The sequence below is a fragment of the Natroniella sulfidigena genome, from assembly GCF_023223645.1.
GTDB classification, from domain to species: Bacteria; Bacillota; Halanaerobiia; order Halobacteroidales; family Halobacteroidaceae; genus Natroniella; species Natroniella sulfidigena.
On the sequence record NZ_JALKBY010000024.1, the window covers coordinates 1 to 23,996 of the forward strand.

A 23,996-nucleotide genomic window follows, 5' to 3' on the forward strand; every position below is an offset into this window, starting at 1 on the left:
GCGGGTACGTATCCATTTAATCAAAGGAGTTTTATTTTTTCAAGAACTTTTTATAAAAAACGATGCAACGCTAGTGAATTGGAATAAATTCTTTGGAATGATAAACCAAACTAATTAATAAATTCAGATATCTAACTCGAAACTCATCCTCGTATTTTATAAATTCTAAATATTCTTCTAGATAGAAACCCATATAAGTTATCAAGTAAATTTCACCTGAATCATTCAAATCTACATTTTGAACATCAAATTGTAAAAATTGCTTCCACCAATTCCTAACCATCTCTGCAATATCATCCTCATATTCATTACAAATTCGTACCTTAAAGAATTGATGATTCAGAGAAATTAAATTTCCTCGACTACTTCTTTCCACCTTGAGCAACGGTCTTAAATCAGATAACATCGCCAAAAACCTGAAGGTCAACTTCTCTTCACCTAATAGATAACTAATCTCTTTGGCAGTCAGAGGTTCAAAACTGGTAGCTATAATTGACAAAACTCGCTTAATCCTCTTAAAAAGTTTCTCACCATACATACTCTTTAAGAGATCAAAGTAAATCATAAACTTATTATCAGCCTTTTTCAACTCCTCCAAACTAGCATTTCCACTATCACGAATTATCTTAAATAGGCTTAAATATAACAATTTATAATCAGCTGCTTCTAACACCTCTTCAATCTTATCACTCTCTTTTATCTTTAATTGGTCTTTGACATAATCTTCAATAATCTTTCTATTTTTCTGATCTTCTTTTTTTACAATTAGCTTAGCACCACTACTTATATTCAACTCACTTATTCGCTCTCGATGATAATCCTCCAACTCCTCATCAGTTCTACTGGTCAACAGAATATAAACATTCTCTGGCAACTCTTCTTCTCTAGGAATAAAATCAAAAATAGATAGCTTTTGTTCTTCATCTTTTTCCATTGGAATCTCATCAAGTCCATCAATGATAAATAATAATCCCTCAGTTCCAAAGAATTTAGAATGTAATTTAGCAAATCCACCTAATAATTCAGCAAAATTACTTCTGTTTTTAGATTTATCTTGAAAATCTATCTTAAGCTCAGGAAAATCACCAGTTATTTCATTCTCTTCTTTCTTACTAGCTCTTAGTTCATCGATTAGATCAGATTTAAATTTCTTAAATTTATAATTATAACTATCATTAATATAATAAGCTCTTCGACTAATTAATCCTTTTTTACCAAAGCCTTTAAACTTATCCAACTCTCGCTGATCCAAGGCACGAGCAAAAGTTGTCTTTCCTGTTCCTCCTTCCATCTGCAACAAAAAAAGACCATTGTTATTACTTGCAATCGTCTCTTGAAGCCAGTTTTTTAATCCATCAGCCCCTACATAATCGTTAACTTGATTAGCCTCTGTTAAGATCTTTTCAGCCTGTTTTAAAAGTATGTCCTCTTCAACCGACAAATCAAAATTATCATTATATTCCCCTAAAGTATTGTATAATCTCTTATATAAATTTGTAATCTCTGGGGTTACCTTTTTAAACTTAGCCCCTTGCATATAATCTAAAATAGAACTGGATTCTTTCTTACTCAAATAAGTATCAAAAAAGTAAAATTTATCATCATCATAAAAAATATAGGGCGTAAGTTTATAATTCTTACTATTCAAATCCAGATAAACTTCTGTTTCAGTAACCTCTTTTTCAGCTACAAATTCTAACTTTGCATAGATCCCTTCTGTTTCTGCTAAGTGCTCCTTAATTAACTTTAACTTCTTCTCTATGTCCTCTTTAAATTTATCATCACAATCAAAACCCAAAGCTCCATGACCGATCTCATCATTTCTCCACTTGACTATATTTTCATTATTATAAATATTCAAGATACTCTTTTCTATCTCTACTATTTCTGGAATTAGATCATCCAATTTTTTAATCTTGTTACCTATGGTCTGCCATGTACCTAAGGATAACGGTTTTTTAACCAACTCTTTTAATAACTCTTTCTCTTCTTTACTATGCTCTTTCTTATAATGAATCTGGCTGACCAAAGCTAAAGTCGGCAACTTAAGAAGTATCTCAAAGAGATCCTTAATCTGAAAGAATGCTCCATAAGTCTTCTCCTCTTTAAATAAATCGCTTAACCTCTTATATTCACAAGCTATAATCTCAGGGAAACTATCAAAAGCAGTTTGATACCACAGTGAGTCATTATTATAAACCTCATCAGCCCAATTTCTTTCTACTTTAGTTGAGCACCATGGACAAATTCCCCAATCTGATTCCAACTGTTTTTCACAATTTTTACATTCCACATCTAAACCTCCTCTATCCTTTTACAGACTCGTTACTTTCTACTAAAAATAATCCTTTCGGCTTAGATAAACTCTTCCACTCTCTAAATAACTTCCCTGCTAATGAATAAGCTCTAGCTTGATCCGATCCATCTTCATATATATCGTTTAGTTGATCATCAACAAACTTTAAATACCTATCAAAATTATTATAAAAGGCAACAATATGACCTAACCCATGAAAGAACATAAAATAATAAGCATCTTTGAAAGATTCGATCACTCCATCTTGAGTTAAAAAATCAATATGAAAATTACTCTTATTGTGAAACACCCTCTTAATATCAAAGTAATTAATCATCATCTGGCAATTATAAGGATTCTTATCCGCTCCTACCCTACCCATATATTTACTATCTGCTGCTTTATCGTCAGAATCAAGGCCATCTCTTTCAAATTGACCTTTATACTCTTTTATTCTTAGATTAAGCTTATAAAAATGCTCAGCTGGAATTCTATTCTTTAACTGCCTATTGACAAAGTCATATATCTTCCAATTATTCTTTAATATTTGCTCTTCTGCTCCATCTGGAAATGAAGAATAAACAAAGATATTCATTAACAATATCACCTTCCTTTAAAAATTAAAAACTGAACAGGTTTAAGGTTGCTTATCATCCGCATTATCTCAAGACAATTTTTAACATTATAGGGGTTTGAAGTGAAGTATTATTATAAAATAGCTTAACTTCAATTTACAATGTACAATTTACAAAATTGACAATTAAAACATTTAAATCTTATAATCAAAATCAAACCAAGCTTGCTTATTATCACAGGGTTTTTCAGAGAACTTAAGTTTTTAAGAACTTGATCTTATCCTTCGGGTTCTGTGAACCCTTCGTGATGAAAAAATCATCTCTTAGATCTTTTCTATCCATTGTAAATTGTACATTTCGTCAATTGTTAATTGTGAAGCTATATATCAATAAAAAGTAAAATATTTAGAAAAATATGTATTAAGTTGACATACATGGACTGCTTATTATAAACTTTGCTGAAATTCATCAACCAATTTCAGTATCTCATCCTTTTTAACTATCTTTCCCATCCACTCTTTAGGAAGTGCTTGATAACCATAATAAATCCCTGCTAACCCACCTGTCACTGCTGCAACTGTATCGGTATCCTCTCCTAAATTGACCGCCTTCAGGATAGCTTCCTGATAAGAGTGGCTATTAAACAAGACCCAGAGCGCTGCTTCCAATGTATCTACTACATAACCTGTTGATTTTATCTCATCTTCTTTTAATTGACCAATCTCTGCTTCTAAGATCCGGTGATAGTGTTCTAACTCTTCTTGATAAGGAGCTTGCTGGTAGTACTCTTTAATGATCTCTTTTGTCTCCTGGTATGCTTCCTCTAGCTCAGCTCCTTCTACTAGCTTGATAGCAAACTCTACATAAATACCACAGCCTAGAATAGAGCGAGGGTGGGCATGGGTCAGAGAAGAAACCTCAGCTATCTTCTTTAATCTCTCTTCTACTGCAATATCTTTTAGATAATAGGCTAGCGGTAAGATTCTCATCAATGAACCATTACCGTTATCATATTCATCTCTTCCTCCTGCTTCAACAGGAGCTACTCCCTCTTCCAGTCTCCTGATTGATTCTTCTGTACATATTCCTATATCGAAAGCTTCATTATGCGGAGTTAGATAGCCATCATTGAACCAACTGACAAATTTGGCCCCTAAGTCAGCAAGATCATAACCAGTACATAAGCTCTCCATCAAACAGAAGGTCAAGGAGCTATCATCTGACCAAGTACCTACTGGTTGATTATACTTTCCATACCCCCGCATATCTTTGACAGGATCTGCTTTAAGCTCTACTCTTGTCTTAAATTCTACTGGAACTCCTACCGCATCACCGATGACAAGCCCCATGATTCCAGCTAATAAATCATCTTTTTTCATTAAAAGCCCCCCTTTTTATTACTGAGCTATCCATCAAAATTATAGAAATTCAAAAGTGATCTCTTTAAATTTCCTCTAGCTTCATTTCTTCTTCTGATAACTCAAATAATTTAATTCTACTTTTTAAGTCTTTAATGCTAAGATTATCCCAATAATTTTCAGACCAATTACTGCTTCCAGGTTTAGGCCAAAATCCATAATATAGATTCTTTCCAATAAACCTTTCTCCAATTTTATCCATTATATCTTCTACAGTCTCTATTCTCCGTTTTATATAAGCATTTACATTTTCAATAGTTTTTTGATCTACTCCATTTAAATAAACATAGTTTTCGGCGTTTATTACTACTAATTTCCCAAAATCTTTGGCCATCTCTTTTATGGAAGTACTAGACTCAGATTCAATTGCCCACAAAACATCTTTTACTAAATTTGCTTTTGATTGTTTTTTATCCGGATCAGCTATTTCAAATTCTTTTTTTATCACAATATCTAATAACCACTCTCCAGATTGCTTTCCTGAACCATCATCTTTAACTTTCTGAACAGCGAGTTTAGGCTCAGAAGAATCTAATTCATTTTCACAAAACTCTCTATATAAATTATTTCCAAAACACTCAACAAACTTTGCAGATTTTAAACTTGACTTTTTTAATTGAGCATTATAAGCATCCTCTAGGGATTCTACCATTAAATCTTTAATCAACTTACCTTTTTCTTTATTATTCATAATTTTCTTCTCCTCTAAATTTTATAACTTTCACCATTTTCAAGCTTCGTAACTTCTGCACCCAACCGATGATAACTTTCAAAATTCATCGTATGAATTGGAACTACCTCTTTTGGCTGCAACTTATCTACTACTCTCTGCAAAGTCGCACCTGAAGCATGCCCACTAGTATGTATGATATGAAATTTAATCTCTCTTTCTGCTATGAAATCACTCATCTCCAGCATCGAATCTTCTTCTAGGTAACCATCCCACATCGAATAAACAAAGTTGGCTTTCTTTAAATTATTACTTCCCTCAAGCTGATCAATCACTCTCAAATCACTCAACATCGAACTTCTGACCAGCATCATGATTTTATTTCTTTTTTCTACTATATCTTTCCTACTAAGCTTATAACTACTAAATTTATACATAAGTTCCTGATTTCCTTCTTTAAAGGATCTTTTTGTTAAGTAATAAGGATAAAAAACCTTTAGTTCAGGAAAATCCACTGATAGATGAGGTAGTCTAGCAAAATCCTTCAGCCGATCAAGGAGATGGGCGGTATAGATATCGATCAAAAGTATTCGTCCTGTTCTTTTGGCTGCCTTGTAAAAAGAGACTAGACGATCGATATTCTGGGAAGATGAATATAGAAGCAATGGTCTTTCTTCTTTTGCTAGTTCAGTAATCTCTGCTTCGATTCTTTCTTCTGATTTTATATCCTTTTGCTCTGTACCTAGATTCGTCCCTTCTAATAAGATAGCATCAACCCCCTGCCCAATATCATTTAAAAAGTAATCAAGAACCTTCTTCTTCCTGCCATGTGCTCTAAAATCACCACTATAAATAACTCTCTTTCCATCTGCTTTGATCAAAAAAGCATAGGCATCAAAGGCAGAATGATCCATTAGGTAAGGAGTTACTTCAAAATCCCCACAGCTGAACTTATTACCACTACTAAAGAAGTTGTAGTTCTCTATCGTTCCTTCTAGCGGAGTAAAGGTAGTTGTCAGATCGATCAACTCTTTAGTAGCCTCTCCTAAGTAAAAAGAAATGCTATCGTGAACATAATTGAAGAAACCATAATGATCTTGGTGAGCATGAGAGATTAAAACTCCAGCTATTTCGTTACCTTCGTTGGCCCGACTATATAACTGCTCTACCTTAGGCAAAATACCCCTTTCAACTAACTCTGTTCCTGACAGATGACTATACTTTTTAAAGTTAAATCGCCCACCATCCTCACCAAATAAGGGAATACCAATATCGATAATCATTCTACTACCACTCTTACTTCTAAATTCTACAGTAGAACCACCAATCTTCTCAGTATCACGATGGATAATTAATTCCATTTACTCACCTCTCCTTTTGATATCTTCTTCTCTGCCTTTCTCTCTCTTCTATCTGTCCTTGCTCCAACACAGCACCAATAGACTTTATTATATCTTCAATTTCCTTACAAAAAATTTGAAACCATAGATAAGTTATCAAAAAGAGAAAAGCTAGATAAATGATATAAGAGATATTCTCTCTCAGAGCAGATCACTTCCTTTCTTTGTTTGTTGGCCCGTCAATTCAATATATATTTATTATGCCATGTTTCGTCGTGTTATTCAAGTTGTTTTGTGTGTCTGTTATTAATTCTATTACGAATAACAAAAAACCAACTCGTTTAGCTAATAATTAAATGGAACTTCTTAACTATTAACTAACAAGTTGGCTGGCTTCTTTAAAATCATTATTCAGTTTTAAATCTTCTCCAATTCGAAAATTATACAACTTCTATCGAATACTTATTATCATAATAATAAGTAGCTGAACGTACAATCTTACTATTTATTCTTCGTTGTTTTTGACTTTGATACTCAAATATATGTTTGAAGATATACCCAAAGAATGTACCGAGAAATTTTTTATCATAAGCATCTAATTCTTCAAGTAGATCTTGATTTTCAGGTAATGAAATAAAAACTTTAACTGGAGGAATCTCCAAGGTATCATTACAGAAAATAATATTATTCATCAATTCCCTATTTTCAGCTATTTTAATGCCTCGTTGCCATAATTCATGATTATCCTTTTGATATTTAGAAAAAGGTTTATAAACACTTCCAAAACCAGCTTCAAGGTTTCCTTTAATCTCTTCAGTTTCAAATTGTAATTTCTCCATCTTCTGTATCCCTCGCTTTATTTATAGATGTTATATTCTTATAATACTACAAATCGTCTCTTTTATCAATCTTTTAAAAATAAAAGTATTAATTATCTTAACCTTTCCCAAACCATTTAAGTAATATTATTAGATCCTAAATTACAATAATAAATTGAACTAATTTCATCCAAAATTCCTTACCCAACTTCAATCAAACTATTTAAGTAATATTATTGACAACGATAAAATATTATTAGGTAAGTACTTATTACAAGGGAGGGAATCTTTTGGAAACAGAGCTCAATAAAAAAATCATAAATCTTAAAGCCTTAATTGCAATCTTTGTCACCATTTCACTGGTTATTTACTCCGAACAGGCATTCGAAGCAGCAGTTAATGGCTTACATACTTGGTGGGAGATCGTCTTCCCTGCCCTATTACCATTTTTCATCATTGCTGAGATCTTGATGGGATTAGGTGTAGTTCACTTTATGGGTGCCTTATTAGAACCATTGATGAGACCAATTTTTAAAGTTCCAGGGATTGGAGCTTTTGCAGTAGCTATGGGCCTAGCTTCTGGTTATCCAATCGGGGCCAAAATCACAGGGAAGTTGAGACGAGAAAAGCTATGTACTCAGGTGGAAGGAGAGCGATTAGTCTCTTTTGCCAACACTGCCGATCCGCTCTTTATGGTAGGTGCAGTAGCTATTGGTATGTTTGGTCAACCAAAATTAGGAATAATTTTAGCGTTGGCCCATTATATATCTTGTTTAATGGTCGGTTTTATTTTAAGGTTTTATAATCCCAAGACTAACAACCAAGATGTAGTTCAAAATCAAACCACTGAATCAAATATATTGAAAAAGGCTTTTAATGAATTATATAAAGCACGAAAGAATGATGGTCGCCCCTTTGGGCAACTACTAGGTGAGTCAATTAAAGAATCTGTCAATACTTTGTTATTAATTGGTGGGTTTATAATTCTTTTTTCTGTTCTAACTGAAATATTAACTGCCATTGGCATTACTAGTATAATTACCAGTCTAATTAGTCTATTTCTTAGACCATTCGGTTTTGAAGAATCTCTAATTCTACCAATTATCAGCGGTTTGTTTGAAATTACAAACGGTTCACATCTTGCTAGTCAAGCTATTGCTCCTTTAGAACAACAAATAATAATCACTAGTGGAATTATTGCTTGGAGTGGATTGTCAGTTCATGCCCAAGTAGCAGCTATGGTTGAAGGAACTGATATTCGATTAAAACCTTATTTCTTTTCTAGAGTTTTACATGGCATCTTCGCTAGCCTAATTACTTTCCTTCTCCTAAAAACATTAAATATAAACTTTGAAACAGTAGTTACAAATGTTACTACTGTTCATAGAGAAATAACCTTGACCATTGGATATTGGGAACGCTTTTCTCAAATGTCCTTTATCTTAATTTTACTTCTTAGTAGTCTGATCTTAATCTCTTTAATCATTCATATCATCAAAAGGATAACAATTATCTCTTTTCACCACTTTAATTAGAAAAGACCTCCATTATGGAGGTCAATTCATCTATCGTAATAATTTTAATTAAAGAAGCTGATCTCTTTCTTTTAATCTTTCAAATAACCTATCAACTATAAATTCAGGAATTAAATCTCTAACACACCCTTCAAAACTGGCTACTTCTTTAATTATGCTAGAACTTAAATAAGCATATTCAGTACTGGTCATCATAAATATTGTTTCTATATCTGAGGCTAATTTTTTATTCATTGAAGCCATTTGAAACTCAGATTCAAAATCAGAAACAGCCCGTAATCCTCTAACAATCACCTTTGCCTCTTTTTCTTTTAGGTAAGTAGTCAATAACCCAGCAAAGCAATCTACTTCTACCGAATCATAATCCTTAACTGCCCGTTCAAGCATCTCTACCCTTTCTTCCATATCAAAAAGAGGCCTTTTAGTAGGATTATTAAACACTGCTACAATAACTTTATCAAATATATTATTAGATCGTTTAATAATATCTAAATGCCCATTAGTTACTGGATCAAAGCTCCCTGGATAAACAGCTATCTCCGCCATATTTAATTGTCCTCCTCCCTTGCAAAAGTAATTGCCGCTGTGCCATATTCTTTTCTCTTGAATAAATCATATTTTGATGATAAATCTAAATCAATTTCAGCGTCATGTTCAATAATTATAAAGCCCGTAGGGTGCAACAACTTATAATCTCTTATTTTTTCCACTGTTTTGTAATATAAATCTTCTTTTTTGTAAGGTGGATCCATAAAAATCAAATCAAAATTTGGTCTTAAACGACCTATAGCTTTTGTTACATCTCCTTTAATTACTTGGCTTCGGTCTTGATAGTCAACCATTGCTAAGTTTTCCTTAATAATCTCTATATTTTGTCTATCTTGCTCAATATAGACAACTTCGTCTGCCCCTCGGCTCATTGCCTCAATTCCAACTCCTCCAAAGCCAGCATATAAATCTAAAAATCTTGTCCCAATTATCTCTGGGCCCAAAATATTAAATAATGCCTCTCTCGTCCTATCACTAGTTGGTCTTACATCTCTTCTATCTAATGACTTTAAATTTCTACCTTTATCTTGTCCAGCAATAATTCTCATTTTATCACTCCATAAATAAGTTTACCAATTATCTAAAACTAGATTATTCTTCAACTTTTCATGATTTTTCTAATCACTAATTACTAATCACTAATTACTAATCACTAACTGATATCTATCAAATCAAAGTCATACTCAAAGACCTCAGTCAAAACCTGTTTAAGCAATTGATGCTTCTTTTGAACTAAGTTTTGATCTTGCTCAACTAAAGCAAAAGCATCTTCTCTAGCCAACTCTAACAACTTATGATCTCGCAATATATCCGCTACTTTTAAATCAGGCATTCCATGTTGACGAGTTCCAAAAAATTCACCCGGCCCGCGCAACTGCAGATCTTCTTCCGCAATTACAAAGCCATCATTTGATTTGGTCATGATCTTCATTCTTTCTTGGCCCTCGTCAGTTGAAGGGTTAGCAATTAAAATACAATAAGACTGATACTGTCCTCTACCTACTCTCCCCCTCAATTGATGTAGTTGGGCCAACCCAAAACGCTGCGCATCCTCAATCACCATTATCGAAGCATTAGGCACATTGACCCCAACCTCAATTACAGTTGTAGCTACCAAAATATCCACTTCTCCCAATCTAAACTCTTCCATTATTTCTTCTTTAGCCTTTGATTTTATCTGTCCATGCAACAAACCAATCTCTAAATCTGGAAAGACCTCTTCTTCTAGATACTCAGCCAACTCAGTAGCAGACCTTATATCCAACTTTTCAGACTCCTCTACTAATGGACAAACAATATAAGCTTGACGTCCTTGTTCAATCTCCTGTCTAATAAAAGAATAAATTCGCTGCCTTGCCTTAGCAGTCCGCCATTCAGTTATAACTGGCTTACGACCTGGAGGTAGCTCATCAATTACTGATAGATCCAAATCTCCATAAACCGTTAAAGCCAAGGTCCGAGGAATAGGTGTTGCTGTCATAACTAAGATATCAGGATTAGTACCCTTCTCCTGTAATAAAGCCCGTTGTTTAACCCCAAAGCGATGTTGCTCATCAATAATAGCCAACCCTAATTGAGAAAAATTAACTCCTTCTTGAATCAAAGCATGGGTTCCAATTATAATATCAATCTCGCCTTCTTTAATCCGGGCCAACAACTTCTCCTTTTCTTTATTAGTCAAGCTTCCCACCAACAGACCAAGTTTTATTCCTAAAGGATTCAGCTCTTCTTTCAAACCCAAATAATGCTGTTCAGCCAAAATCTCAGTCGGAGCCATCAATCCACCCTGAAACCCAGACTGTACAGTCTTTAACAAAGCCAAGGTAGCTATCACAGTCTTTCCTGCTCCCACATCACCTTGTAGCAAACGATTCATCTGCTCTTTTGCTTCCATATCAGCTTCAATCTCAGTCCATGCCCTCTGTTGAGCTGAAGTTAACTCAAAAGGTAATAAATCAAAAAACTTCTCAATCAACTCATTATCGGCAAGATGCTGAATTCCTAATTTATCAGTCTTAGCTTCCTTTTTTCGCAAAGCCAAACCTAACTGTAAAACAAATAACTCTTCATAAGCAAGTCTCTTCCGTGCCTGTTTTAACTTCTCCTTAGAGTCAGGAAAATGGATTAACTGCAAGGCTTCCTTAATTGCTAATAAATCATATTTATTTAAAATCTCCTCAGGCAAAAATTCAGGGACATCAGTTAGGTACTTATCTAAGCAATTATTAATGACTGTTCTTAATCTTTTCTGACTTACCCCTTTAGTAGCAGGGTAAACTGGAACAATCTTACCCGTATGTAATGGTTCTGTTGAGTCTAACTCTTCATAGTGAGGATTATTGATTTCAAACTGTCCATAACTATACTTTACCTCTCCACTAAACAAATAATAATCTCCCTTAGTAAAGCCTTTTTTGATATATTTTTGATTAAACCAGACCCCATACAAAACACCAGTTCCATCACTAATCCCAATCTTAATAATTGTTAACCCTTTCCTAGGTTGGATCTGGTTAATATCAACAACCCTTCCTTGAACAGTAACCTTCATCCCACTACTTAATCGACTGATCTGCTGGCAATTACTCCAATCATTATAGTCACGGGGAAAATAATATAATAAGTCTTTAATACTCTCAATCCCTAATTTCTTTAATCTTTTAGCCCAGTACTCTCCAACTCCCTTAATATATTGAATAGTCTGGTGCCACAAGTCAGATGAATCAGTTTCTACCTTCTTGACTTCAGTATTATCACTTACTGTTAAATCCTGCTGTTGGTTTCTTTGCTGTTGATCAATTGGATTATTATAAGTTAGATTGGAATCTTCAGCTCTAATCTTAACCAATTTATTCTGCTTTAATTTAAATGCTTTAACTCCTTTTATCCGTTCAGATAACTGATTAACAAGTTTAATAGAATCTCTTAGTTTCTGTTGACGATCATCAATTGTTACCTTTTTATAATCATTAAATAAAAATTTTAAAGATTGAGCAATCTCTTTTATCTCATTACTGTCTGTTTTAATCATTAATTTATTAGTCCACTCTAAAATATAAGAATCAAAACCACCAAAAACTGAGGTATTTAAGCCCCTCAATTTTACCTCAATCGGTATTGGTTTGATCAGTTTTTCAAATATATCATCTACTTTATTATTCATCAAACCCACCCCACGACCATCAGCTTACTAGTCTTTCCCTACATATTATACCAATTATCTCTAACAATTATCAAATTATTTCAGCATTATTTTAAAAAAACTATCCCAAAAGGTGTCGGGCCAACATGAGCAGCTATCACTGGCCCAAATTGCATCATCTCAACTTCTTCTGCCCATTCAAATTGCTCAATCAGATTCTCTTTTAATTGATCTGCTTTATCCCTATATTTACCATGAAGAACGATTAGCTTACTTCCTTGTTGGCCTTCTAACTTCTCTGTAACCAACTTATTAAATTCATTATACAGCCTACGCTGCCCTCTGACCTTGCCATAAGGAGTAACCACTCCATCTTCTAAGGTCAAGATTGGACTGATATTAAATAAATTCCCTAAAAAAGCACTAGCCTTGCCAATCCTTCCTCCCTTTTCTAAATAACTCAAATCATCAACTGCAAAATAGATCTCTATATCTTCTTTTAATGTTGGAATTAAATCAGCCATTATCTCTTCTAAATTACTTCCGCCTTTTATCGCCTTAGCTACTTCCATAACCATAACCCCTAATGAAAGAGTTGCCTTCTTAGAATCGACTATCTTAATTTCAATCCCCTCTATCATATCAGCAGCTAAGCGAGCTGATTCAATCGTTCCACTCAACTTTTCTGAAATATGAATAGAAATAATCTGATCATAATCTTTAGCCAATTCTTCATAGACCTCAACAAACTTTCCAACAGCCGGTTGAGAAGTCGTAGGTAAATCATCACTCTTTTCAATCAAATCCAAAAACTGATCAGGACTGATATCGATCTTATCTAAATAAGACTTTCCTGCTAAGTTGACCTCTAGCGGTACCATTGTAATATTATACTCTTTTAATAACTCAGCAGTCAAATCTGCTGTACTATCAGTGACCACTGCTATCTTCATCATTATCCCCCTATTCTATAGAAAAAAGATAGTAATAAATCGGTTGCCCACCTTCATATAATTCAATATCAAATTCACTATATTCTTCTTTTAAATCTGCCACTAATTCCTCTTGTTCCTTCTTAGCTACATCCTGACCCGCATAGACAGTAATCAACGAATCAGTATCTTCAATCATCTCTGCTACCAACTCAACTACTGCTTGATTATAATCTGAAGTAACTAATTCTATCTCCCCTTCAACCAAACCTAAAATATCACCATCATTGATCTCAAACTGATTGAGCTTTGTATCGCGAGTAGCATAAGTTATTTGGCCAGTTTTGATAAATTCTAGTTCATCACTCATCTCAGCACTTACTTCTTCTAATTGCCCATCTGGATCAAAAGTAATCATCGCACCAATTCCTTCAGGGATAGTAGTTGTAGGTACTACTTCAACCTCTTTAGTTGTTAACTCCTTAACCTGCTTAGCAGCCGAAATAATATTCTTATTATTAGGTAGAATAATAACCTGCTCAGCTGTTAATTTTTCAATCCCCTCCACTAGATCTTGAGTACTAGGATTCATCGTTTGACCACCTTGTAATACATACCCTACCCCAAGATTAGAAAAAATTTCTTTAAATCCCTCACCAGCAGCTACAGCTAAGACAGCTAAACCATCTTCTTTTTGCTCAGCAACTTCATCAACCTCTTTAACCCTATCCTTCTCAACTTCTTGTAGCTCTTGGTGCTGCTCAGCCATATTATCTATCTTTATTTTAGTCAATTCGCCATACTTTAACCCTGCCTCTAAAACTTTGCCCGGATGTTCAGTATGAATATGTACCTTTAAGATACCGTCTGCTTCTACAACCAATAATGAATCACCATAATCTGCTATCAATTCCCTAAAATCATTAATTGATACTGTAGCATCTCTAATAATAAACTCCGTACAATAACCAAACTCTAGCTCCTTTTCGGTAATTTCAACCTCTTGTTCTTTTCCACCTTCTTGCTGATAATCAACCTTCTCTTCAGTGACCATTCCATATAATAATCCCGTTAAAAAAGTTTGATAACCTTTTCCTCCAGCATCTACCACTCCAGCTTCTTCTAAAACATCTAGCAGCTGTGGAGTTCGCTTAACACTTTCTTCAGCTTCTTTAATTAACCCTTTAAAAAACTTAACTAGATTGGTTTCTTCAGTTAACTGCTGTGCTTTATTACCTACATCTTTGGCTACTGTCAAAATTGTCCCCTCAACCGGCTTCATTACAGCTTGATAGGCTTTATCAGCTGCTTGCTCAAAAGCTTCAGCTAAAATTTGGCTAGTTAATACCTCAGCATCACCAATCCCATCAGCAAAACCTTTTAATAGTTGAGATAATATTACTCCTGAATTTCCTCTAGCTCCCATTAAAGCTCCTTTGGCCAACTTCTCTGCTAATTCACCTACTAAATCACTGTCAGATTTTTGTAGTTCTGCTATTGCATCAGATAATGTTAAAGACATATTTGTTCCAGTATCACCATCAGGAACTGGAAATACATTTAAATTATTAATATCTTCTTTGGCCTCTTCTAAATAATCACCAGCTATTATCAACATTTGTTTGAAATCTGCTGCATCTATTTGTTCAATATTCTTTTCCAAATACTTAGGTAACATTCTCAACCCTCACTCCTTGTACATTAATATTAACTTCTAATACATTAACTCCTGCTCTCTTTTCTAGACTGTATTTAACTCGCTCAATTATATTATTGGCTACTTCTGATATCTTAACTCCATACTCAACAATAATAAATAAATCAACTTTGACCCCTTGATCAATAACCTCTATATTCACACCTTGACTAAGGCTTTTACTACCTAACAATTGACTCAACCCAGCCTGGATTCCTTGTTTTGCCATTCCAACCAATCCATAACACTCCATTGTAGCCAAGGCAGCTATAATTGAAATAACTTCTTCAGAAATATTAATTGTCCCTAATTCATTCGATAATCTTTGATTATCAGGCATTGCTGTCCTCCTTTCTTGGTATATTTAATTATTATTTTCTAGTTTCTTTAAATCAGCTAATAATCTCTCTAAATCAACTTGATTAACTTCTGCTGCTACTTCTAAACTATCTGAATTAGCCCCTACACATCTAGCACACTCTAAATTATAGAACGCTAAAATTTGATTTGCTTCAGGATAATGCTGTATTAGTTCTAAAATAGAAGTTTGCTTAGTAATCTTCATTTTCTCCCTCCTACTTTAATTATTATTCAATAGATCTTAATAAAAACCTTCTTGTTTTAATAAAATACCAGATTATACTTGCTTGTTACCTGGTATTTATGTTAAAATATTTAAGTGGTTATATTGGTGTTTATTATAAATTGATATAGATTAAGGAGGTGCAAATAATGGCAAGATTCTGTGAAGTATGTGGTAAAGGTTCTAATAAAAGTAATGCAGTTACTCGTAGGGGTAAAGCTAAAAAAGAAGGTGGAGTTGGTCGTAATGTAACAGGCCGCTCTGGAAGAACTCAAAGACCTAACTTACAAAAGGTTAAAGCCATCGTTGATGGTTCTCCAAAAAGAATTAAGGTCTGTACTTCTTGTTTAAAAGCAGGAAAGGTAGAGCGAGCATATTAATAAAAAAAGAAGGGCCAATTAATTGGCCCTTCTTTTTTTTATTAAGTAAGCTATACTTTTTAAAAATTGAAGATGCTTTTTTAATTTTACTCTTTTAAATGACTTACTTAGACTCAGACTTAACCTCAAACTATGACCACAAATCATTTACTTTCTCTGCTTTAGTCAAACAAGATAACGGAACTATTGTTGTCAACGGTAACTCTCTTGCTTTTAAAGTTGCCCTTTGCTCAATAACATAAGTCACTTCATAAGTTAAATCCTCCAACTGATCTTCAATCCGCACTAGATCACCAACTTCAATCATAGATTTCATTAACCCCAGGCCTTTTATATTATAGATAAACAAGACTAAAATGAAGATTAATTGATATAATGCGTCACTTTTGATTCGTGAAATAATGTGTTGTTGTAGGGGCGACTCTCTGTGATCGCCCATGGTTTAATTTTATAACACAGGCAGGCACGGAGACCTGCCCTTACGACAAAACCAGGGCTCTTTGTAGGGGCGAACCCATGTGTTCGCCCTGAATTTGATTTTATCCTTGGGGCAGACACATGGGTCTGCCCCTACAAATATAATTTCTAACCGCCATATCAAAAGTTACACATAATTGTAATAAAGCTCCACTTTAAAGTCGTTTATCTATAAAAAAGGCCAGTTCACCTCCCTTGAATAAATTACATTTATTACATTATATTATTCATTAAATAAAATAATTACTTTTATTGTGTAAATTGGAGTTAATGAACCTAATATTCAGACTTAGAAATTCCTTTTCCAATCCAGTCAATCAAATGTTTCCGACTAAAATGCCACTGCCTACCTAATTTTCTACCCGGCACTTGATATTTTTTAAGTATTTCAGTTAAAGTTCTAGTACTGACCCCTAGTAGTTCACTTGCTTCTTTAAAGTTTAAAATTTCCTTATTCATTATCTCTTTATTTTCCAAATTCTTATATAAATTATACTCAGGCAATTTCAATTGATAGACAAAAACATCTCTTAGCCTCTTCTTACTATCATACTGCAATTCTTTGTTAATACTAAGCAGTTCTGCCTTACCTAAGTACTTATACTCATCAGTATCCAATTTAATAAAAAGATATATCGGACATGGCTTAATTAAGTAATTGCTTAAAGCCAAATTACCACCAGTTAATTCCTGCTTTCCCTCTAACCCCTCAGCTGTATAATAAAAAAAATCTTCTTCTAGGCGATCATGATAAGGATTACTCTCTTGCCACTTACTTAAATCTGAAAATAAAACGATATAACCTGGATTTTTTGCTGTTCCAGTATACTTAACTCCCCTACTAGTATTAACCTTTAATTTCTGATAAATACTTTCTTGAGAATATACTTCTTCTACAACTAAATCAGCTTCATTCATCTTGTTACCTCCTATAGATTGCTTTTATCCTATTATATCAATTACTTCCTTTTATTGTCAATTGATTTCCTGTTTTTTCTGCTAACTTGCTATAGTCATCTAACTTCATGACAGTAACTAGTAATTAGTGACTAGGGTGATTAGTAAAAAAATAATAAAAAGAAAAAACTGAGCTTAAAAATAAGCTCAGTTTCTATTAGTCTCTATATGAATAAATTTCATCTGCATCAAAGTATAAATCTATCTCTCTTTTAGCACTTTCAGTACTATCTGAAGCATGTACAATGTTACCAGAATCTAAATTCAAAGCAAAATCTCCTCTAATAGTACCTGGTCTAGCTTCAAGAGGATCAGTTGCTCCATTCAAATTCCTAATAATCTGAATTGCATCTTCTCCTGCAATTACCATTGCTACTATTGGAGCTTCAGTTATGTATGAGATTAAATCATCAAAAAACCCTTTCCCTTCATGCTCTTGATAATGAGTTGTAGCTAACTCTTCATCCATCCACATCATCTTCATAGCTTGGATCTCTAATCCTTTAGCTTCAAATCTAGCTACAATATCACCGATCTTTCGATTCAGTACTCCATCAGGCTTAATTAATACTAGTGATTGCTCCATTCTAAATCCCTCCAACTTTTTTATTAATTGCTTGAAAATTCAAAACTAACATTATTATAACTCATTTAATTACAAATTGCAATTATAATTGATGATTATGAATAATTTCTAATATCAATTCAGTTGGAATCTCATCCAAAAAACGAGAAGGAATCATAGTCTTAGTCTCACCAAACTGCTGGCGCTGCTTAGTATAACTAATAAATAGTCTATTCTCAGCTCGAGTCATTGCCACATAAGCTAACCGTCTTTCCTCCTCTATATCTTCAATCAACCCGCTTTTTATACTACGTCGATGAGGGAATACCTCTTCTTCCATCCCCACTATAAAGACAGCAGAAAACTCCAAACCTTTAGAAGCATGTACAGTCATCATCTTAACTTGATTAGATTGATCTAAATCATCTTGATCAGATAATAATTTCAGATCTCTAACAAAATCATCTAACTTACGAGCTGGATTTTTTCGCTGATAATTTTCTGCTAAGGCTAAAAATTCATTTAAATTATCCAATCTATTTAAAGCTGCCTCCGAACCATCTAATTCCAACATTGCTTGATAACCACTGGTCTTTAAAATCTCATCAACTTGCTCAGGAATAGATAGACTAGACTCCTTAATAGCAATTACTTCTTTTAAGTCCTTATGAAATGATCTTATCTTAGCTGCCGTCTTATTACCTATACCTGATACATCCGTTGGATCTTCCATGATATCGAATAAACCTAAACTCTCATCATCTTGATTAAAACTTAACAAATTAAACTCTGGTACATACTCTTGAGCATGCTTAATTAATTTATCTAACGTCTTAGCCCCAATTCCTCGCTTAGGAACATTAACAATTCGTTTCATAGCAATTGTATCTTGAGGATTAACTGCCACCTTTAAATAACTTATAATATCTTTTATCTCCTTACGATCATAAAACCCAAGACCTCCTACAATATAATAAGGGATTCTCTTTCTAATAAATGCTTCTTCTAAGACCCTCGATTGATGATTAGAACGATACAAAATAGCAATATCACTATACTTATACCCACTAAATCTGACTAAATTATCAATCTCTTCTGTTATGTAATCTGCTTCAGCATACTCATTAGCTGACTCACAAATAACAACTGGTTCTCCTTCATTATTAGCAGTCCAGACTTCTTTATTAAATTGGCGATTATTATGAGCAATCAAAGCATTAGATGCATTGATAATATTAGCTTTAGAACGATAATTCTGCTCTAATTTAATCGTCTTACATTCAGCAAAATCATCTGCAAAACTGAGAATATTATTCATATCAGCTCCACGAAATTTATAGATACTCTGAAAATCATCACCAACTACAAAGATATTATTATGCTTTTTAGCTAACAACTGGGCCAACCGATACTGGATTGGTGAGGTATCTTGATACTCATCGATTAATAAATACTTAAACTTGTCCTGATACTTAGCTAATACTTCCTCATGCTCTTCAAATAACTGAATCGTCTTAGCTAATAGATCATTAAAGTCAAAAGCATTATTATCTTGGAGTACTTCATTATACTTTTGATAGATATCAACAATATTTTGATAATACTCTTCACTTCCATTACCTACCTCTTGATATCTGGCTAATAATTCATCTTCAGCCCATAACTTTAATTTAGCCTTATTTATTAATTTCAGAACAATTTTAGGATCATACTTCTCTTGATCTAGATTAAAGCTTAAAATAATGTCAGCAATTAAGCTCTTACTCTCATCTTGATCATAAATTACAAACCCTGATTCATACCCTAACTTCTTTAAATTCTGACTCAAGATTCGAACACAAATACTATGAAAAGTACCCATCCACATCTGGTCAGGCATTTCACCTAATAAATCTTTAATCTTTCTTTTCATATCCTGTGCTGCTTTATTAGTAAAGGTCAAAGTCAATATATTAGCCGGATTAACCCCCTGCTCAATCAAATAAGCAACTCGATAAGTTAAAGCCCTTGTCTTGCCACTTCCTGCACCAGCTAAGACTAGAACTGGCCCTTCAGTCGTTGTGACTGCTTCTTGTTGCTTAGTATTTAAATTTGTTGATAAGTTCATATTAAAATTCCTCCTATATTCAAATATAAATATTCGATTCTGTAACATCTAAATTTTAATTCCAACCCACTTCTCAGTCCTAAAATACAAATAAAAAATTATTGCTACCGTTGTAAAAACAATATTTTGACCAATATAAAGACCTACTAACCCCCAATCAGTATGATTTACCACAAAATAAGTCATTGGAACAAGTAATCCCCACATCCTAAATGCAGTAATTAACATCACCATCCATGTATCACCTGCTCCTCTTAAAGCACCTGAATAAACAATTAATATAGCAATTGGCACTTGTAAAATCCCTGCTAACCTTAAAGGTAAAATAGCAGTTTCAATTACTTCTGCTTCACTGATAAAGATCCTAACCAACTGCTGAGGAGCAATAATAAATACTACCCCTAAAAACAAGGCCAAAGCTACTCCACATAAAACAGATAAATTACCGCTTCTAACAGCATTATCTTCATCTTCAGCTCCTAAATATTGACCAACTAAAGTGGTCGTAGCCAAAGAAATTCCAAAGACAGGCATAAAAGAGATCGACTCTAACCTGACTATAATAGTATAGACTGAATAATCTATTGTTCCTAGCATAACAGTTAAATAATGTAAAGCAATAAAAGAACTCTGCATTGCCAACTGTTCTAATGCTGCTGACCAACTTATCTTCCACAACCTCTTAATTAGACTCAATTTGATCTTAAACCAACGCAAAACTAACCTAATCTGCTTGTCCCCTTTTAAAGCAATTGCGGTAAAGATAATGGCTCCTACAATCCGTGACAACGTAGTTGAAATAGCAGCTCCTCTAATTCCTAACTCAGGAAAAAATCCAATCCCAAAAATCAATAACCAATTACCTAAGATATTGACTGCATTAATTGCACCATTGACCACCATTGGAGTAGTAGTATCTCCAGCACCCCGAAATGAACCACTCAATGATAAAGTAAGTAGCATAAATAATTGACTATAAATTATAACCTCTAAGTAATCAAATGTTATATTCAATACCTTCTGGTCAGCCGGAAATAAAGACATTATCTCCTCATAAAATAGGTACATAACTCCAGTTAAAAGAAATCCAATAATTATATTTAACATATAAGACTGACTGGCAACACGGTTGGCCCGATTTTTACAACCAGCACCTATACAACGAGATACAATAGCAGTAGTTCCTACATTAAAAGCTGAAAATATAAATACAATTGGAAATACAATTTGATTGGCTAAATTAACAGCAGCTAGTCCCTCTGCTCCAATTCCTTGCCCTACCATAATTGTATCCGCTAAACCAACTAAAGTATTCATAAACATCTCAATCATTGCTGGGGTTGCTAATAACATAATCTTTTTTATAAATTGATTAGTTGTTAATTTTTTCTGGTTTATGCAAACTTCATTAATTATAATCACCCTTTTTTCAATTTTATATTGCTTGATCTCAATCTATTTTATAAATCCATGAAAGTCGCTTTTATTCCTCATCTTCTTCTAATAAGTATTTTTCTATCTTAAAAAACTTACTCAGCAACAAATAAAAAAGAATTATAAAGATACCGCCCCCAATAATAAATCTATAATTCTCTTTTACAATTAGCCCTTCTTCAACGATCAAACCACTAATCACCGTTAAAAATATCACTTTAGGTAATATCCCCACTAAAGATAATATCATATAAACAGAAAATTTAATTTCCGTCAAGCCATAAGCATAATTCTGTAAATTTATTGGAATTACAGGAAGCAATCGCGTTATTAGTAGTAATCGATAGCCATATTCTTCAAACCATAATTCCATTTTAGAAACTAACCCCTTCTTTTCTAACCATGATTTAAAAAAATCTCTAGCAAAATACCTAGCAATTAAAAATGATAAACCTGCTCCTAACCCAAAACCAATTAACACAAACAGCCCCCCAAAAATTGGCCCAAAAGCAAGACCAGCTACTAACATAAAGAACGGATTAGGTAAAAAGATAATCATTGCCAAACTATAAATAACAGTAAAAAAAGCAGGTGCTAACCAACCCCACCCTGTTATCCATTGATTGAAAGCTAATAATTTATTTACATCTTGATAATCAAGTAATTCCAATTGATATCCTACTAAAAATCCCACTAATATTATAGAAAGGACCAACAACCATCTTTTATTTATCACCTTTTAACCTCCCCACAACCTCACATTGGTTAGTTTTAATCAACCTGGTAACTTAAATATTTTATCACACTTTTTTGGATTTTTAAAATCCTATCACTAATTAGCACAACAAAAAGCAGCCAGTTGGCTGCTTTTTACTTGGTTATTCATTTTTAATTAGAAAATAATTACCTTGACTTAATTGGGAAGTCTATATTTTATAAATTTAATCTATTTCAATTAGAATAACTTATCCAATAAATCTTAATTCTGCTTTGCTATTTAAAACTGTAATTACATTCATCTTATCCCCTTCTAACTGACACACGAATATAACCCCGCGGTGCTCTCTAATTTCTCGCTCCCCTTTAGCAAAACCAATCAACCGACTTCTTTTCACTCCTTCAACTATATTGTGAATCGCTTTATGACGACTGATCGCTTTTTGCCGCTCTTGATACCTTTCAATAGCATGATCAGTAGCATAAATATAATAATTCACATTAGACACCTCCTTATCAAATATATATTCAATAATTAACAATAATATCTTCCAAAAATATTTGAATAGGAGTAATTTTATTCCAGGAAAGCGAGGCTTTCGTTAAGATTAAATTTCATCTATTTAGAAATCAAACTCTTTATTATTCAAAAAATAATCAACCATAAAAATAAGCTTATCTTTAGTTTCTGATTTAGAAAAATAACTAAGTTCTTCTTTAGCTAATGCAGCATAATATTCCATTTTTTCATATGCATATTCTAAAGAAGAATTACTCAACTTACAATAGTTAAGATCTTGTACTATATCAGTAACCATCCTTGGCCCTAATGCCATATCACTTACTTCCATATCTATTTTTTGATTTAAGCTATGTATCAAAGGCAAAGTTAAAGCTTGATGTTCTAAATTTTTTTCAAGTGATTTTTCTCTCCTCTTTTTATCAGTAATACACATTAAAATATCATTATTTATCTGATAAATAATCCCTAGATAATTACCATAGTTCTCTAAACGATCTACCCCCTGCTCTGTAACTCCACTTGAAATTCCTCCAATTTTACAACTACAAGCAATTAATGGCACCGTTTTCAACTTGACCTTCTTTAAGTAGTCATTTTCTGTTAAATCAAAATATTCTTTTTCTTCCTCTTCTTGCAACTTTCCTTGTACTACTTTAAAGATAGTATTAGTAATTTCAGATAAAATTCTATCATCTTGTTCTGTTATCTCATGTAGACAGCTGGCAAAAAAAAATCACCTGCTACCAATGAAGTATTATCATTCCAGATAGAGCTTATACTCTCTTCTTGCCTTTCTAGCTCAGTATTAACTCTAACATCATCATGAAGTAAAGTAGCTAAATGTAAGTATTCAATACCTGTAGCTATTTTAATTAGATCACTGGTATACTTCTTTGGCCCAAGTTGGCCCGTTAATAACACTAATAGTGCTCTAAAAAAATTTTGCTCAGTTAACTTTAAATGTTTCAGTATTTCCAGTAATAATTTATTCTCTATAATTGATTCTTTCGAATTTAGTCTCGATTTAACTAACCCCAACTCATCACTGAATTCTTCTTTTAGCTTCACAAACATAAGTTTTCTCAGCCCCCTATAATAACTAAACTAAATATAAAATCCATCTTGATATTATTATATTTCTTGCTAGGGTTTTTATACTATTAAAAACAAAAAAACTGTACATTTAATGTACAGTGCTCTAAAACTAAAATGGTCGGAGCAGCAGGATTTGAACCTGCGACCCCCTGGTCCCAAACCAGGTGCGCTACCAAACTGCGCCATG

The 23,996-nt window shown here is 33.3% G+C and carries 22 protein-coding genes and 1 pseudogene; 2 read left to right on the forward strand and 21 right to left on the reverse strand.

The window, feature by feature from the left end:
• Positions 1 to 70 precede the first annotated feature (70 nt).
• From MWH28_RS12305 to MWH28_RS12330, 6 genes are all read right to left on the reverse strand, one after another.
• Positions 71 to 2,293, reverse strand: coding sequence for a P-loop domain-containing protein (locus MWH28_RS12305; protein WP_248619687.1), 2,223 nt, complete (start codon positions 2,291 to 2,293; stop codon positions 71 to 73).
• Between the two features lie 13 nt (positions 2,294 to 2,306).
• A complete protein-coding gene (locus MWH28_RS12310) occupies positions 2,307 to 2,891 on the reverse strand; it encodes a hypothetical protein (protein ID WP_248619688.1) in 585 nt (194 codons plus the stop codon).
• Between the two features lie 426 nt (positions 2,892 to 3,317).
• On the reverse strand, positions 3,318 to 4,250 hold the full coding sequence (locus tag MWH28_RS12315) for an ADP-ribosylglycohydrolase family protein (protein WP_248619689.1): 933 nt from the start codon (positions 4,248 to 4,250) through the stop codon (positions 3,318 to 3,320).
• 64 nt (positions 4,251 to 4,314) lie between these two features.
• Entirely contained in the window at positions 4,315 to 4,980 is a 666-nt protein-coding gene (locus MWH28_RS12320; RefSeq protein ID WP_248619690.1) for a hypothetical protein, read from the reverse strand.
• Between the two features lie 14 nt (positions 4,981 to 4,994).
• Complete coding sequence (locus MWH28_RS12325) at positions 4,995 to 6,320, reverse strand: MBL fold metallo-hydrolase (protein ID WP_248619691.1); 1,326 nt, start codon at positions 6,318 to 6,320, stop codon at positions 4,995 to 4,997.
• Positions 6,321 to 6,739: 419 nt separating this feature from the next.
• Positions 6,740 to 7,138 (reverse strand): hypothetical protein, encoded by a 399-nt coding sequence (locus MWH28_RS12330; protein ID WP_248619692.1) that lies wholly within the window; start codon positions 7,136 to 7,138, stop codon positions 6,740 to 6,742.
• A 269-nt stretch (positions 7,139 to 7,407) separates the two neighbouring features.
• On the opposite strand from MWH28_RS12330, the gene ylbJ reads away from it, so the two are divergent.
• Positions 7,408 to 8,652 (forward strand): sporulation integral membrane protein YlbJ, encoded by a 1,245-nt coding sequence (ylbJ, locus tag MWH28_RS12335; protein ID WP_248619693.1) that lies wholly within the window; start codon positions 7,408 to 7,410, stop codon positions 8,650 to 8,652.
• Between the two features lie 48 nt (positions 8,653 to 8,700).
• Here ylbJ and coaD read toward each other — a convergent pair whose 3' ends face one another.
• The 7 genes from coaD to MWH28_RS12370 all read right to left on the reverse strand — a co-directional run bounded on the left by coaD (position 8,701) and on the right by MWH28_RS12370 (position 15,536).
• The gene (gene coaD / locus MWH28_RS12340) at positions 8,701 to 9,198 is read right to left on the reverse strand and encodes a pantetheine-phosphate adenylyltransferase (RefSeq protein WP_248619694.1); all 498 of its coding nucleotides are present in this window, start codon (positions 9,196 to 9,198) and stop codon (positions 8,701 to 8,703) included.
• Positions 9,199 to 9,200: 2 nt separating this feature from the next.
• A complete protein-coding gene (rsmD, locus tag MWH28_RS12345; RefSeq protein ID WP_248619695.1) occupies positions 9,201 to 9,749 on the reverse strand; it encodes a 16S rRNA (guanine(966)-N(2))-methyltransferase RsmD in 549 nt (182 codons plus the stop codon).
• Positions 9,750 to 9,853: 104 nt separating this feature from the next.
• Positions 9,854 to 12,364 carry an ATP-dependent DNA helicase RecG gene (gene recG / locus MWH28_RS12350; protein WP_248619696.1) on the reverse strand — a complete coding sequence of 837 codons (2,511 nt, stop codon included), beginning with the start codon at positions 12,362 to 12,364 and terminating at the stop codon, positions 9,854 to 9,856.
• Between the two features lie 86 nt (positions 12,365 to 12,450).
• Positions 12,451 to 13,296: a DegV family protein gene (locus MWH28_RS12355; protein WP_248619697.1), complete on the reverse strand. Its 846-nt coding sequence runs from the start codon at positions 13,294 to 13,296 to the stop codon at positions 12,451 to 12,453.
• 10 nt (positions 13,297 to 13,306) lie between these two features.
• Positions 13,307 to 14,953 (reverse strand): DAK2 domain-containing protein, encoded by a 1,647-nt coding sequence (locus MWH28_RS12360; RefSeq protein WP_248619698.1) that lies wholly within the window; start codon positions 14,951 to 14,953, stop codon positions 13,307 to 13,309.
• On the reverse strand, positions 14,943 to 15,311 hold the full coding sequence (locus tag MWH28_RS12365) for an Asp23/Gls24 family envelope stress response protein (RefSeq protein WP_248619699.1): 369 nt from the start codon (positions 15,309 to 15,311) through the stop codon (positions 14,943 to 14,945). The genes MWH28_RS12360 and MWH28_RS12365 overlap by 11 nt, the downstream gene beginning before the upstream one ends.
• 24 nt (positions 15,312 to 15,335) lie before the next feature.
• A complete protein-coding gene (locus MWH28_RS12370) occupies positions 15,336 to 15,536 on the reverse strand; it encodes a DUF1858 domain-containing protein (RefSeq protein ID WP_248619700.1) in 201 nt (66 codons plus the stop codon).
• A gap of 167 nt (positions 15,537 to 15,703) precedes the next feature.
• Between MWH28_RS12370 and rpmB the strand changes: the two genes are divergently transcribed.
• Positions 15,704 to 15,934, forward strand: coding sequence for a 50S ribosomal protein L28 (rpmB, locus tag MWH28_RS12375; RefSeq protein ID WP_248619701.1), 231 nt, complete (start codon positions 15,704 to 15,706; stop codon positions 15,932 to 15,934).
• A gap of 130 nt (positions 15,935 to 16,064) precedes the next feature.
• On the opposite strand, the gene MWH28_RS12380 is transcribed toward rpmB, so the two are convergent.
• The 8 genes and pseudogenes from MWH28_RS12380 to MWH28_RS13075 all read right to left on the reverse strand — a co-directional run bounded on the left by MWH28_RS12380 (position 16,065) and on the right by MWH28_RS13075 (position 23,788).
• The gene (locus MWH28_RS12380; RefSeq protein WP_248619702.1) at positions 16,065 to 16,241 is read right to left on the reverse strand and encodes a hypothetical protein; all 177 of its coding nucleotides are present in this window, start codon (positions 16,239 to 16,241) and stop codon (positions 16,065 to 16,067) included.
• 446 nt (positions 16,242 to 16,687) lie between these two features.
• Positions 16,688 to 17,329, reverse strand: coding sequence for a helix-turn-helix domain-containing protein (locus MWH28_RS12385; protein WP_248619703.1), 642 nt, complete (start codon positions 17,327 to 17,329; stop codon positions 16,688 to 16,690).
• A gap of 196 nt (positions 17,330 to 17,525) precedes the next feature.
• Positions 17,526 to 17,954 carry a nucleoside-diphosphate kinase gene (gene ndk, locus MWH28_RS12390; protein WP_248619704.1) on the reverse strand — a complete coding sequence of 143 codons (429 nt, stop codon included), beginning with the start codon at positions 17,952 to 17,954 and terminating at the stop codon, positions 17,526 to 17,528.
• An 82-nt stretch (positions 17,955 to 18,036) separates the two neighbouring features.
• Entirely contained in the window at positions 18,037 to 20,040 is a 2,004-nt protein-coding gene (locus MWH28_RS12395; RefSeq protein WP_248619705.1) for an ATP-dependent helicase, read from the reverse strand.
• A 48-nt stretch (positions 20,041 to 20,088) separates the two neighbouring features.
• Positions 20,089 to 21,393 carry an MATE family efflux transporter gene (locus MWH28_RS12400; RefSeq protein WP_345894780.1) on the reverse strand — a complete coding sequence of 435 codons (1,305 nt, stop codon included), beginning with the start codon at positions 21,391 to 21,393 and terminating at the stop codon, positions 20,089 to 20,091.
• Positions 21,394 to 21,523: 130 nt separating this feature from the next.
• Entirely contained in the window at positions 21,524 to 22,210 is a 687-nt protein-coding gene (locus MWH28_RS12405) for a TVP38/TMEM64 family protein (protein ID WP_248619707.1), read from the reverse strand.
• A gap of 229 nt (positions 22,211 to 22,439) precedes the next feature.
• Complete coding sequence (locus MWH28_RS12410) at positions 22,440 to 22,691, reverse strand: hypothetical protein (protein ID WP_248619708.1); 252 nt, start codon at positions 22,689 to 22,691, stop codon at positions 22,440 to 22,442.
• A 123-nt stretch (positions 22,692 to 22,814) separates the two neighbouring features.
• A pseudogene (locus MWH28_RS13075) lies at positions 22,815 to 23,788 on the reverse strand (polyprenyl synthetase family protein).
• Positions 23,789 to 23,996 lie beyond the last annotated feature (208 nt).